14 protein-coding genes are annotated in these 12,726 nt (G+C 44.3%); 7 read left to right on the top strand and 7 right to left on the bottom strand.

The window, feature by feature from the left end:
* Positions 1–43: 43 nt before the first annotated feature.
* The 6 genes from FD968_RS07315 to FD968_RS07290 all read right to left on the bottom strand — a co-directional run bounded on the left by FD968_RS07315 (position 44) and on the right by FD968_RS07290 (position 5,642).
* Positions 44–1,129 carry an amidohydrolase family protein gene (locus tag FD968_RS07315; protein ID WP_215365120.1) on the bottom strand — a complete coding sequence of 362 codons (1,086 nt, stop codon included), beginning with the start codon at positions 1,127–1,129 and terminating at the stop codon, positions 44–46.
* A gap of 22 nt (positions 1,130–1,151) precedes the next feature.
* Complete coding sequence (locus FD968_RS07310; protein ID WP_215365117.1) at positions 1,152–1,853, bottom strand: extracellular solute-binding protein; 702 nt, start codon at positions 1,851–1,853, stop codon at positions 1,152–1,154.
* A gap of 76 nt (positions 1,854–1,929) precedes the next feature.
* Positions 1,930–2,583 carry a maleylacetoacetate isomerase gene (gene maiA, locus FD968_RS07305; RefSeq protein WP_215365115.1) on the bottom strand — a complete coding sequence of 218 codons (654 nt, stop codon included), beginning with the start codon at positions 2,581–2,583 and terminating at the stop codon, positions 1,930–1,932.
* Positions 2,584–2,586: 3 nt separating this feature from the next.
* Entirely contained in the window at positions 2,587–3,372 is a 786-nt protein-coding gene (locus FD968_RS07300) for an alpha/beta fold hydrolase (protein ID WP_215365113.1), read from the bottom strand.
* 40 nt (positions 3,373–3,412) lie between these two features.
* A complete protein-coding gene (locus FD968_RS07295) occupies positions 3,413–4,933 on the bottom strand; it encodes an aldehyde dehydrogenase (RefSeq protein ID WP_215365110.1) in 1,521 nt (506 codons plus the stop codon).
* A 28-nt stretch (positions 4,934–4,961) separates the two neighbouring features.
* Complete coding sequence (locus FD968_RS07290; RefSeq protein ID WP_215365108.1) at positions 4,962–5,642, bottom strand: GntR family transcriptional regulator; 681 nt, start codon at positions 5,640–5,642, stop codon at positions 4,962–4,964.
* Between the two features lie 209 nt (positions 5,643–5,851).
* Here FD968_RS07290 and FD968_RS07285 point away from each other — a divergent pair, with 209 nt between their 5' ends.
* The 6 genes from FD968_RS07285 to FD968_RS07260 are packed head-to-tail and all read left to right on the top strand — an operon-like array spanning position 5,852 to position 11,172.
* Positions 5,852–7,099 carry an ABC transporter substrate-binding protein gene (locus tag FD968_RS07285; RefSeq protein WP_215365106.1) on the top strand — a complete coding sequence of 416 codons (1,248 nt, stop codon included), beginning with the start codon at positions 5,852–5,854 and terminating at the stop codon, positions 7,097–7,099.
* Between the two features lie 10 nt (positions 7,100–7,109).
* Entirely contained in the window at positions 7,110–7,970 is an 861-nt protein-coding gene (locus tag FD968_RS07280) for a branched-chain amino acid ABC transporter permease (RefSeq protein ID WP_215365103.1), read from the top strand.
* Entirely contained in the window at positions 7,967–8,902 is a 936-nt protein-coding gene (locus FD968_RS07275) for a branched-chain amino acid ABC transporter permease (RefSeq protein WP_215365100.1), read from the top strand. The genes FD968_RS07280 and FD968_RS07275 overlap by 4 nt, the downstream gene beginning before the upstream one ends.
* 2 nt (positions 8,903–8,904) lie before the next feature.
* Entirely contained in the window at positions 8,905–9,645 is a 741-nt protein-coding gene (locus FD968_RS07270) for an ABC transporter ATP-binding protein (RefSeq protein WP_215365097.1), read from the top strand.
* Entirely contained in the window at positions 9,635–10,354 is a 720-nt protein-coding gene (locus tag FD968_RS07265) for an ABC transporter ATP-binding protein (RefSeq protein ID WP_251367539.1), read from the top strand. Before FD968_RS07270 ends, FD968_RS07265 begins: the two co-directional genes overlap by 11 nt.
* Before the next feature lie 11 nt (positions 10,355–10,365).
* Positions 10,366–11,172, top strand: coding sequence for an alpha/beta fold hydrolase (locus FD968_RS07260; RefSeq protein WP_215365094.1), 807 nt, complete (start codon positions 10,366–10,368; stop codon positions 11,170–11,172).
* Here the strand turns inward: FD968_RS07260 and FD968_RS07255 are convergent.
* Positions 11,169–11,873, bottom strand: coding sequence for a phytochelatin synthase family protein (locus FD968_RS07255; protein WP_215365092.1), 705 nt, complete (start codon positions 11,871–11,873; stop codon positions 11,169–11,171). The two genes, FD968_RS07260 and FD968_RS07255, sit on opposite strands and share 4 nt — an antisense overlap.
* A gap of 230 nt (positions 11,874–12,103) precedes the next feature.
* Here FD968_RS07255 and FD968_RS07250 point away from each other — a divergent pair, with 230 nt between their 5' ends.
* Complete coding sequence (locus FD968_RS07250; RefSeq protein ID WP_251367537.1) at positions 12,104–12,658, top strand: glutathione S-transferase; 555 nt, start codon at positions 12,104–12,106, stop codon at positions 12,656–12,658.
* Positions 12,659–12,726 lie beyond the last annotated feature (68 nt).

The following is a 12,726-nucleotide window of genomic DNA, read 5'->3' as shown; positions in this document are numbered from 1 at the left end:
CCTTGTATCACTCAGAGCGTATTTATATATTGTTTGCCCTAGTTTAAGAAAGATTTAATAGTCGGGCCGCATTGCCGCCCAAAATACTAATGCGATCAGCATTACTTAGACCTTTGGTTGCCATAACGCGCTCTACCGGAAATTCTTCCCAGGGGATAGGGTGATCAGTGCCAATCACTACCTGACTTGCGCCAACCTGCGAGACTAAATATGCTAACGCTTCAGGTGTAAAGACAAGTGAATCAAAATAGAGTTGCTTAAGGTATTCGGAAGGTTTTTTCTTAAGCACAATATTAGGATCACAATTTTGTGGTGAAACAAAGCAACTGTGATCCATGCGTGGTGCATAGGATCCCAAGAACCCGCCACCATGTGCTGCCAGTACTTTAAGTTGTGGGTACTTATCTAAAACACCTTCATAGATGAGATGCTGTAAAGCAATCGTAGTATCTAGGGGGTTACCGATGACGTTGGACATCCACCCGTTTCCCTTGAAGCGCTGAGCCAGTTGAGGGGTGCTTTGAGGGTGGATAAATAGAGCAACATTTAGCTCTTGAGCCTTGGCCAATACTGGATGATATTTTGGATCAGAAAAATCTTGTCCTGCAACACTTCCACCAATGGCGGCTCCGCGAAGACCTTGCTGTTTCACAGCAAATTCAAGTTGCTCAACGGCTAATTCTGGGTGCTGCATTGTGAGGGATGCAAAGGCAGCAAACTTATCTGGTCTAAGAGCACATAACTCAGCTAGATGGAGATTGTTTAGGCGACAGATTTCAGCAGCGGTTTCTTTATCCTTGCGATACCAGTAAGGATTGATGCTGAGCACTTGCATATCAATGCCTTGCGCCTCCATTGCTTTAATGCGTTCATTAATTTTGATGAAATGCTCTGGAACGCCCTTAGTCGGTGGTGGTACAGACTTGGCATCCTCAACCATCAAATCAATTGCATCTTGAAACATGCAGTGCGCATGGACATCAATCGTTTTAATGCGTTTGCCATTGATAAATACTGGGGTCACACGCTTTGGCTGACCTTCTGCAGCATGTGAGAGTCCGCAGCCGCAAAAGAATAATCCGCCCAAGGCTTTGCCAGATGTTTTTAGAAAAGAGCGACGATTATGCATGGATGACTTTCCTATCTATTTTTTAGCGAACAGCATTCATACCACTATGCTTAATTGGCTCTGCTGCGCTTGGTGAACTGAGGTATTGAATCAGCTTTTTGGCAGCGGTTTGGTTGGGCGAGTTAACAACAATAGCTGCTGCAAAAGTTTGAATGAGCTGAATATCGCTTGGAAGTGCGCCTACATAATCAACCCCGGGAATATTGACCAGCTCACTGCTGGGTTGAACAGCAATATTGGCTTCGCGCGCAGCCAAAACCGCAGTAGCTTGTGAGCCTCGTTCGGTCACTTGCACTGTAAGTTGATTTTTAATGCCAAGCCTTGGAAATAGTTCTTCTGTCAGATAAATTCCACTGGTGCTCCCTGGCACAACAATTTTTTTAGCCTTAACTAATGCAGTTGAAAACGCTTTGGTAGTTGAGATATCAGGCTTAGGGTTACCAACTGGTACAGCCAATCCTAAAGGTGCCCGTGCTAAATCCACATCTGAATTTGGAATAATCTTGTTTTGGGTCATCAGCTCTTCTAAGCCCTCACGCGATAAGATAACGACATCTGCTGTTGCGCCGGCAGCAAGTTGTGCTTTGATGGTTTTTGGACCGCTGCCTTGGGATGCGCCTGACTTGGTGACAACTTTAATACCAGTTACTTGCTCAAAAGCGGGAAGCATTTGGTTATATGGACCCGAAAAGCCCCCTGAGATCATGACTTCAAGCTGTGCCATTACGGGATTGCTGAGTATTAAAAAAAAGACGCATATATAAAGTCGCTTCAATTTGGACTCTGATGATATTTATTTGTTAGGAGACTTTGGGCGCGCCAGGCTGTTTAAGAGGGTGCGCATTTGCAAAAGCAGGCAGCTTCATGCAGTTTTCAAAAATGCCCTGTAGGGTCGGTGCAGTACTCATATCGACATTAAAAAGTTTGGCCCCAATGACATGAGATGCTAAGGCAATGTCAGCAATCGTCACTTCATTACCAAAGGCATAGGCTTTGGATTCGCCTAATTTAATCAACATACTTTCAATTGCTTGATTGCCTTTGGTAAACCAATGTTGCGACCACCGAGTTTGTTCGCCTTCGCCAAGATCCCACGCTTGATTTATAAAGTTTCTAACCCTAGGGACGATCAGTGGGTGTGTATCTGCAATAGTAATTAGCGATAGCGCCCTGATTTTCGCTTTCTCTATAGGGGTACCAGGAATCAGTTGTGGTTGTGGCCAGACGTCATCAATGTACTCGAGAATTGCAAGAGATTGCACGATTTCAAATTCATTGTGCTTGAGTAGCGGAACAACATGCTGCGGATTGAGTGAGCTATACACCTCTCCAAATTGCTCCCCGCCTGCTAAGTTGATGGATATTTCCTCAAAGGGAATTCCCTTTAGATTGAGTGCGACCCGAACGCGATAAGCGGCTAGGGATCGCCAATATCCGTAGAGGGTGACACTCATATATTAGGCATTAATAAAGTTGCGGATCGCATTCATAAACACGCCTGGAGCTTGCAACTGCGGAACATGCGCCAATCCTGGCATGATATTTAAGCTTGCATTTGGTAATCCAGCATGAAGCTCTACCGACATAGCAGAAGGGGTTGCCTCATCTAGTTCACCCACAAGCACTAAAACAGGTTGGGCTACTTTAGAAAGTTGATCTCTAATATCGAGGCTTGCTAAAGCTGCACACGCACCATGAAATGTATCTGTATCGAGAGCCAAGAAACGTTTTTTTCTATCCGCAACTAAGTCGGGATTCTGCTCTTGAAACTCGGGAGCAAATAAGCGACGCATTGCTACATCTGCAATCGCTTCTAACCCCTTTTCTTTGGCTGCTGCTGACATTCCGCGGAATGCGGCACGTCCAGGCTCAGAGAACATCGCTCCACAATCTGCCAATACTAGGCGTGAGGCTAATGCTGGATGTCGGATGCTAGTAATGAGGGCGATAAACCCGCCGTAGCCATTGCCTAAAAATATTGGCTTCTCAGACAGCTGGAGTGATTCAATTCCTTGAGCGATATGGTCTGCAATGGTATTGAGCTCACCACCCACAAAATCAGAGCCCTCAAAACCAGGAAGATTCAAACAAATCACTTGATGAGTTTTCACTAATTCTTCAGCTAAGGGTGCAAAAGAACTGCTATCTGCTAATAGGGAGTGGAATAAAACAATTGGTTTTCCTGAGCCAGAAATATCTAAGCTCAACTTCTTGTTGCCAATGGTGAGTGTTTTATTTGTCATGTGAATGAGTTCCTGAGGAGCGCTTATTAAGGGCTAATGATTAATTGAGACGTGGTTGGCTAGCAGTATCTTTGTACCAGTCAAATGGCGCATCATCCATGCGAATCATGATGCTCTTCGTTTCAAAGTGTTGATCAAAAGATTCTGTTCCGCACTCTCGGCCAATGCCGGAGTCCTTGATGCCACCCCAAGGGGAGGCTGGATCTAGGCGGTGGTGGTCATTTACCCAAACAATGCCGCACTTGAGTTTGGCGGCAACACGGTGTGCTCTAGTCACGTCATTCGTGCGGATCGCGCCTGCAAGTCCAAAAGGAGAATCATTGGCCAATTCAAGACCTTCCTCTTCGGTAGTAAATTTGGTGACTGATACAAAGGGCCCAAATACTTCTTCTTGGAAAATGCGCATATTTCTGGTGACATCGGCAAAGACAGTGGGCTCGACAAAGAATCCATCTTTCAATGCTGGGTCAGTTGGCACTTTGCCGCCTGCAACTAAACGTGCTTTATCTTCATTTAAACCAATATCAATGTATTTAAGAACGCGTTGTTGCTGGCGAGCAGAAACAACGGGCCCAAGCTGAACGCTTGCGTCAATTGGATTGCCAATGCGAATAGATTTAGCTTTAGCAGCTAACTTTTCAACAAACTCATCATAGATTTTGGCTTGCACAATTTGGCGACTTCCGCAAATACAGGTTTGACCTGCTCCAATGAAGGCACCAAAGGCAGCGTAATTCACGGCCTGATCAACATTGAAGTCATCAAATACGAGTACAGGAGTTTTTCCACCTAGCTCTAAAGTTTGGTGAGCGAAGTTGCTGCCAGCAAGTGCACCAGTAATGCGGCCTGCCTCAGTTCCTCCAGTAAGAACCCACTTTGCTAAGCCAGGGTGTTCAGCAAGTGCTTTACCTGTTGAGGGGCCAAGGCCAGTAATCACGTTAAACACTCCTGGAGGTAAACCGGCATCAACAAATAGCTGCGCCAGACGCAATGTAGTCAGTGGTGTGTATTCAGAAGGCTTAACGACAGTAGTACAACCTGAAGCGAGGGTGGGAGCCAAACTTTTTACCATGATCATCAGGGGATGATTAAACGGTGTTGAGTTGCCAACCACTCCAATTGGGGTGCGCAAAGTGTAGTTAAGGTAATTACCATCCACTGGAATCACAGAGTCGCGTCGTGCAATCGCTAGACCAGCGTTGTAGCGGAAAAAATCGGGTAAGCGGGAAACTTGTGCGCGGGTCTCATTTAATGAGCGTCCATTATTGGCAGTTTCTAGTGTGTAGATTTCTTCTAAATTAGCTTCAAAAACATCAGCAAGTTTATTGATCAGTTTTGCTCTTGTGCGATTTGACATAGCGCTCCACTCGGGGCTAGCAAATGCTTTAGCGGAACTCTTTACCGCCTTATCAACATCCGCATCAGTAGCGTGGGCGATTTGAGCAAGCATCTCTCCAGTTGCTGGATTTAATACGTCTAATAAATCCGACTGAGAGGCAGGTACTTCCTTACCATCAATGAATAATCCACGAATGGGTACTTGCTTGTTTGATGTTGACATAGTGATCCTTGTATAAAAATAATTTGAATTAGTTAACTATCATTCCGCGTGACACTGCATTGCTGACACGCTTACCAGCAGCAAGCACATGTTGTTCAGCTAAGCGTTGAGCAGATTTAATTGATCTCGCTTGAACTACATCAATGATCTCCCGATGCTCCTCTACAAGCGCTTCAGGTTTTCCGTGGTTCATATTGCTCACGCTAATCTGAACGGCTCTTTCCATTAAATCAATGAGATCAATGAGTTGATCGCGCATGCGGGGATTGCCCCCCAGCTCAGCCATCTTTCTGTGGAAGGATTTGTTGTATCCCACAAACCCTTCTGGCCACTGGTCTGCATGAAAACTTTTGAATTGATCGAGCGCCTGTAATTGCTCGTCAGTTGCATAACGAATGACGCGCTCAATGTTGGCTCTTTCGAGAGCGGCACGCAAATGAAACATATCAAGCATGTCTGAGATGGAAACTGGGGCAACGCGATAGCCTTGCCGTGGAATGGTAATGACCAAGCCTTCACGCTCTAGGCTAATAAGAGCATCGCGTACAGGTGATTTGCTGACTTCAAAACGTGCCGCTAATTCAGCTTCTCGGATTTCTGCGCCCGGCATTAGCTCGCACGTCAAGATATCGTGACGTAGCTGTTCATAAACTCTCTCACGGAGTAGACGACCGTCAGTTTCTAGAGTTTCGATGCTACTAGTTGCCATGGTTTCAAAGATATTAGATATCCATTAAATATTGATCGTAATATATCACAAGAGTTTTTTATGGGGATATGAGTTTATTTAAGTTATTGATTTATTTGAATAAATAATAATTTACAGAAGATATTGCTTTAATTTAAATTTATTGTAGTATATCAACTAAGCCTTAAAACTACTATTAAAAGACTAGCAAACATCGTGAGGAGACAATCATGTTGAAAAAGATTCACCTAAAGGCCGTAGCGCTTGCAGTGACGGGGGCGCTCTTAGCGCCAGCAGCCTATGCGGCTGACAACACGCCAATTCGGGTGGGCTTTTTAACCATTAAGTCTGGAGCGCTGGCCGCTGGTGGCAAACAGATGGAAGAGGCAATCAATCTGTTTATGAAAGAGCGCAACAATACGATTGCTGGCCGCAAGGTTGAGCTTTTTGTTGCCGATACCTCTGGCCAGCCTGCCGTCACTAAAACGAAGACACAAGAGTTGGTAGAAAAGGACAAGGTTCAAGTCATCATTGGACCTTTAGCTGCCTTCGAGGCACTTGCAGTAGATGACTACATTAAAAAAGTAGGCGTTCCAGTTATCTCTCCATCAGCTGGAGCAGAAGACTTAACACAGCGTAAACCAAACCCATGGTTTGTTCGTGGTGTGGGTAGTTCTGCGCAGCCAAGTCATGCATTAGGTGAATATGCTGCTAAAGATTTGAAATACAAACGTATTGCCATCATTGCAGATGACTTTGCTTTTGGTCATGAGATTGCAGCAGGCTTTCAGAGAACATTTGAAGAAAATGGCGGCAAGGTTGTTCAAAAGCTATGGACACCATTAAACGTAGCTGACTACGGTACTTACATTGGTCAAATCAAGCCTAACGTGGATGCGGTATTTGCAGCTTTTGCAGGTGGTAATGGCGTCAAGTTTGTTAAGCAATACAGTGAATATGGCCTCAAAGGAAAAATTCCACTGTTGGGTGCAATGACCACTGTTGATGAAGGTATCTTGCCTTTTATGGGTGATGATGCACTTGGGGTAATTTCTACTGGTTGGTATTCTGCGAACTTAAACAATGCAGCGAATGCAAAATTTGTTAAGGATTTCAACGCGGCTTACAAAAAAGATCCTGGTTACTATTCGATGGGTGCCTACGGTGCTGCCTTGATGCTTGAGCAGGCATTAAAGGATGTCAAAGGCAATATCGAAGATAAGAATGCCTTTATGGCCGCACTTCGTGCAGTTCAACTACCAAATGATCCAAGAGGTAAAGTTACTTTAGATGCTTTAGGCAATCCAATTATGGATATCTATATTCGTAAGGTTGAGAAAAAAGATGGCAAGCTAAGTAACGTTGTTATTAAAACTTATCCTGCAGTGAGTCAGTTCTGGACATATAAGACGAAAGACTTCTTATCTAACCCTGTTTACTCTAGAGACTACCCGCCTGCGAATAATTTAGAAAACTAATTCGCCGCGCATGTCTTTTTGGTTAATTCAAAGTCTCAATAGCCTTGCCCTAGGGGGAGTTCTCTTTACCCTAGCGGCAGGCTTTTCATTAATCTTCGGATTAATGCGCATTGCCAATCTCTCTCATGGCGCCTACTTTATGTTGGGCGCATATGTTGGCCTCAGCGTGATCGAGGCTGGTCATTCCTTCTTTTTCGCAATCCTTGCTGCTGCGATTGCAATTGGTTTATTGGGTTGCGTCGTAGAAAGAATTATTTTGCGTCGCTTGGCGGGTAATAGCTTGTCTCAGGTATTGGCTACTCTTGGTGTTGCCTTTGTGATTGCAGATTGCAGTCTTTGGTTTTGGGGTGGCGATCCTCGTCCTGTAGCTGCACCTAGTTTTCTAGCTGGTGGCGTTCAGATTTTTGGGCAAACATTCCCGCTTTACCGAATTGCTTTAGTAATTTTTAGTATTTTCGTTGCCCTCGGCTTATGGCTTTTGCTCGATAAAACAAAGCTGGGCGTCATGATTCGTGCCAGTGTTGATGATCGCCAAATGGCGCAGGGCATTGGTGTGCCAGCAACAAAATTATTTTCAATTGTCTTTTGCTTGGGTGCCGCATTAGCGGGTGTGGGTGGCATTGTGGCTGCCCCCATCCTCTCTGTCTATCCTGGTTTAGATGCTGATATGTTGCCGATTGCTTTAGTGGTGGTGATTCTTGGAGGTCTTGGAAGTTTATTGGGCGCGTTTATTGGAAGTTTTTTGATCGGCTTTATCTATAGCTTTGGTCAAGCACTTTTCCCAGATCTGGCTTACATCATTTTATTTTTACCAATGCTCATTATCTTGGCTGTGAGACCTCGCGGCTTGTTTGGAAAGATCACTGCTTGAACCGGATTTTTTATATTGCTATTTTGCTTGTGTTGCTTGCTCTCCCGCTCATTCTTGGGGGAACGTACTATACCAATCTAGCTAGCCAAATTCTGATTGCTGCAATCTTTGCAATGAGTCTGAATTTACTTGTCGGTTATGCCGGCTTAACTTCTTTAGGTCATGCAGGCTACCTTGGGTTAGCTGCTTACATTAGCAGTTGGTTGACGGTCAAACTTGGATGGAGCCATGCAAGCACAGCTGCGATCGCAATCGCAAGCACTACCTTTATTGCTGGGGTATTTGGTTTAATCGCCTTACGTGCGACAGGTATCAGCTTTCTGATGATTACCTTAGCATTTGGACAAATTCTATGGGGCTTGGCATATCGGTGGGCTAGCGTCACCGGTGGTGACAATGGAATATCGGGCATCACTAGACCCAGTCCTTTTGGTATTGACATGGGTGAGGCAAGCCATTTCTATTACCTATCTTTGTTTGTGTTTTTGTTAGTCTGGATTGCAATTGCAATCTTAGTGCGCTCTCCTTTTGGGGCAACTATTCGAGGAACTAAAGATCAACCACGTCGCATGAGTGCGTTGGGTTTTAATGTTTGGTTGATTCGCTGGATTACTTTTACTGCCTGTGGTTTCTTTGGTTCTATTGGTGGGATTATGTATGTTTACTATCACCAATTTATTAGTCCGCACAGCCTTTCCTTGGCAAATTCTGCTGAAATGTTATTGATGGTGATTGCTGGTGGTGCTGGTACCTTAATGGGACCCGTCATTGGAGCGGCTTTAGTAATGTTATTGAAGAATGTCGCTAGCCAATATGTAGATCACTGGGTGACTCTATTAGGCTTGGTATTTATTTTCATTGTGATGTTCATCCCAGGCGGAATTGTTGCTGGATTTGTTCGTATAAAAAATGCACTGAGCTCTGCCAAGTAAAGATGAATCCTATTCTTCAAGTTTCTGACTTAAGTAAATCCTTTGGCGGCCTGCGTGTTACCAAGGGAGTCAATCTCACCGTAAATCCAGGAGAGAGGCACTTATTAATCGGCCCAAATGGTGCAGGCAAAACCACGTTATTTAATTTAATCTCCGGCGATCTTGCTTCTGATTCAGGGTCGATTAGCCTTGCCGGACAAAATGTTACCAAGTTATCAACTGCAAAGCGTGCGCAATTGGATTTGGCGAGAACTTATCAAATCCTCACTCTTTTTGGAAAAGATAATTTAATTTCTAATGTTAAGTTAGCGCTGCTGGGCAAGATGTCGCTACGTTGGAAGTGTTGGGGATCTTTTTTAACGGAATCTGACCTTGATCAGAAGGCTTTAGAGGTTCTTGATAAGGTAGGCTTAGGTGCTAAAGCCTATTTGCCATTGGAGCAAACTTCTTATGGCGAGAAACGCCGTTTAGAGATCGCAATGGCTTTAGCTCAAAACCCAAAAATTCTATTGCTCGATGAGCCTTTAGCAGGCTTATCTACCGAAGAGCGAGAAACGATTACAGCCTTGCTGCAGCAAATTGACCGTAACATTACCATTTTGATGATTGAGCATGATATGGCAGCAGCTCTCGCTTTCGCTGATCGGGTAACGCTCTTGCATTACGGTGAGGTGATTACTACTGGCACCCGTCAAGAAGTGGTCAATGATCCGCGCACCAAGGAGATTTATCTTGGCCACTAATGCCATTTTAAAAGTTGAAGGCTTAAATGCTTTTTATGGCGATAGTCACATTCTTTATGACATCTCATTTGAGCTTAAAAAAGATACTGTTCTTGCGCTGCTTGGAAGAAATGGTGCGGGTAAGACTACATGTATCAGCTCCATTATTGGATTCTTGCCAGAACGTAGCGGTTTAATTGAGTTGGATGGTCTAGCACTACAAAAACTTTCCCCTGAAAAAATTTGCCATGCTGGTATTGGCATCGTTCCGCAAGGCCGACGTATTTTCCCTAGCCTGTCTGTTAAGGAAAATTTAGAAGTTGCCTATCAGGCTCCCCGCGCTGGTAGTTCACGCCAGTGGGCTCTTGAGGATATCTTTCAGTTTTTTCCTAGACTGCAGGAGCGTCAGAATCAGGTAGCGGGTAGTCTTTCCGGTGGAGAGCAGCAAATGCTCGCTATTGGCAGAGCCTTAATGACCAATCCAAAAGTCTTGTTATTGGATGAGCCATCCGAAGGTTTGGCGCCACAAATCGTTAAAGAGGTCGGAAATATTATTGCGCAGTTAAAGCCATTTATTTCGATTGTATTGGTGGAGCAAAACCTCAGTCTTGCTCTCAGTGTTGCGGATGATGTACTTCTGCTCAATGGGGGCAGGGTAGTCTTTGCTGGCGCCAAGACCTTATTTTGCGAAAAGCAAAATGAATTACAAAGTCATCTTAGCGTGGAATAGTGGATATCAATATGCAAGAACATTTAAGAACTGCCAAGATCGGCCAATACGATCTTCATTATTTAGATATTGGCGAAGGTGTTCCGGTAGTTCTAATTCATGGATTGGCGGGAGATTACAGTGCCTGGACAAGTCAGATTCAGCTTCTGAAAGATCATTTCAGAGTAATTGCATTTGATAACCGTGGTGCAGGAAAAAGTACGCAAGTAGATGAGCCCATTAGTACGCAAGACTTGGCTGTTGATACCTTGGGTTTGATGGATCATCTTGGTATTCAGTCTGCGCATATTGTGGGGCGTTCTATGGGCGGCGCAGTTGCACAACATATGGCACTGATGTCCCCTACGCGTGTCAAGTCTTTGGTGCTGTGCGCATCATTTGCTGTATTAGATCCCTTGGGCCGTCGCGTTTTACTGAATATGCGTGAAGCGCTTGAGTGGCGAATGAATTGGGCCGATCATGCACGTCATTCAGTACAAAATTTTGTTTCAGCAGACTTCTTTAATAACAAGCATGAGCAAGTTAAAAAGATTGAAGCTTTAATTGGCGGAGAAACAAGGCTGCCGGCTTGTTACATACGTCAGAATGAGGCTTGTCAAAACCATGATACTAGTTCTCAGTTGAGTCAAATACATCAACCGACTTTAGTAATGGCCGGAACCAGCGACCCTATTTGCTCACTCACTGCTACTAATATTCTCAGTGAGGGTATTGTTGGATCAGAGACAATACTGTTTGATAATGCGAGCCATTTCTTCTTAATGGAGCAAGCGGATAAATTTAACCAAAGCCTATTAGCTTGGCTAAATACGCATTAGTTCACTGTGATCTGAACGATTCCTCTGGATTTTCCAGAATCGGGGTCAGTGGTTTTTAATGATGCCAGCAAATCACTGGTCTTTACCCAAAATGGTGGGTACTTAAATTTAGCGACATCCAAAATCAATACAGAATCCGATTTGGAGTCATAGGCACCAATCGGTGAGAAGTGACCACTTCCCAGTTGGTTTAAGACCTTTCTATCAAAGTCGGCCATCACACGTTGATGAGGATTTGCCAAAGAAGATTTGATAATTTTTCTGAGTTCATTTACTGAAAGATCGCTACCATAATAAATTTTAGGGTTAGCACCCAATGCAACAAGGTACTGTCGAATTTGCTCAAGCGTTAATCCGCCCTTTAATACATCATCACGACTTTTAATCTTGGTAGTAGCTTCAGTAAAAATACTTTCTTCAGTGAAAAATGGATGGGGCGCAAGTTCTGGAGTAATTGGGCGGGCCATAGTTGGTAGGCTATTCAAAGTTGCTGCCATGGATGAGATGCCGCAAAAGGTGAGACGCTCTTGAGTATCTACATAACTCGCCAGCGCAAAATACTGGCGGTTGTAGTCGGAGCTGAGGAGGCGACTGGAGCCTGCTTTTGAGTTGATATAAACCAAATCTGCTGCAAATGCGCTGGAGAGTAAACCCGTAAGAAGGGTAAACGCAACGATGAAATGCCTGGTGATTTGGTTCATGGCGCTGCCTTTAATTAATGGGTTTCTATGCGGGGCAAGTCTATTAGTATGTAAGGTATCACAATACCCATCTAAATAGTTTATGGGTAAGCTCATTTTCGGGGCAAAGGAATATGGCAGCGATGAAAAACCCGCTTATGCCTCATAATTCAAAAAATCAAATAGGTAGCGTAGTAATGAAACCCATTCTGTATTCATATCGAAGATGTCCTTATGCCATGAGGGCCCGGATGGCACTGAAATACGCCAGCATAGATCTCGATCATAGAGAGATTGAGCTTCGCAACAAACCACAATCTATGTTGCTGGCATCACCCAAAGGTACTGTTCCAGTGTTGTGCGTAGATGGACTGATCCTAGAGCAAAGCATCGATATCATGCGCTGGGCCCTAGAGCAGTCGGATCCCGATGGTTGGTCTTTGGTTGATGAATGGGTGGCCAATGCTTGGATTGAAAAAAATGATGGGCCATTTAAGAAATTATTGGATCAGTACAAATACCCTAATCGACACCCTGAGTTAAATCCAGAAACCGTTTTAGCTGATGCTATCGAGTTGATGCTAAAACCTATGGAGGTTGCCTTAGTCTCAAATCAATTTTTGTTGGGCAATAAGATGGCCTGGGTGGATGTGGCCATCTTTCCTTTTATTCGCCAGTTTTCGATGGTCAACCAGCAAAAGTTCGATGATTTGCAGCTCCCTCAAGTCAAAAGATGGTTAAACCAATACCTTGAGTCTGAGTTATTTATCTCGGTGATGGGGAAGTATCCCATCTGGAAAGATTAAATGGATGAAAAAAGTCAGGTCCGAGTGCTTCCGCTATATGTAATACTCTCAAAACCTTCCCAACTGGC

It is taken from the genome of Polynucleobacter sp. AP-Titi-500A-B4 (genome assembly GCF_018688095.1).
Taxonomy (GTDB): domain Bacteria; phylum Pseudomonadota; class Gammaproteobacteria; order Burkholderiales; family Burkholderiaceae; genus Polynucleobacter.
Note: the sequence above shows the minus strand (reverse complement) of the source record. Positions and strands in the feature narration are given on the sequence as shown.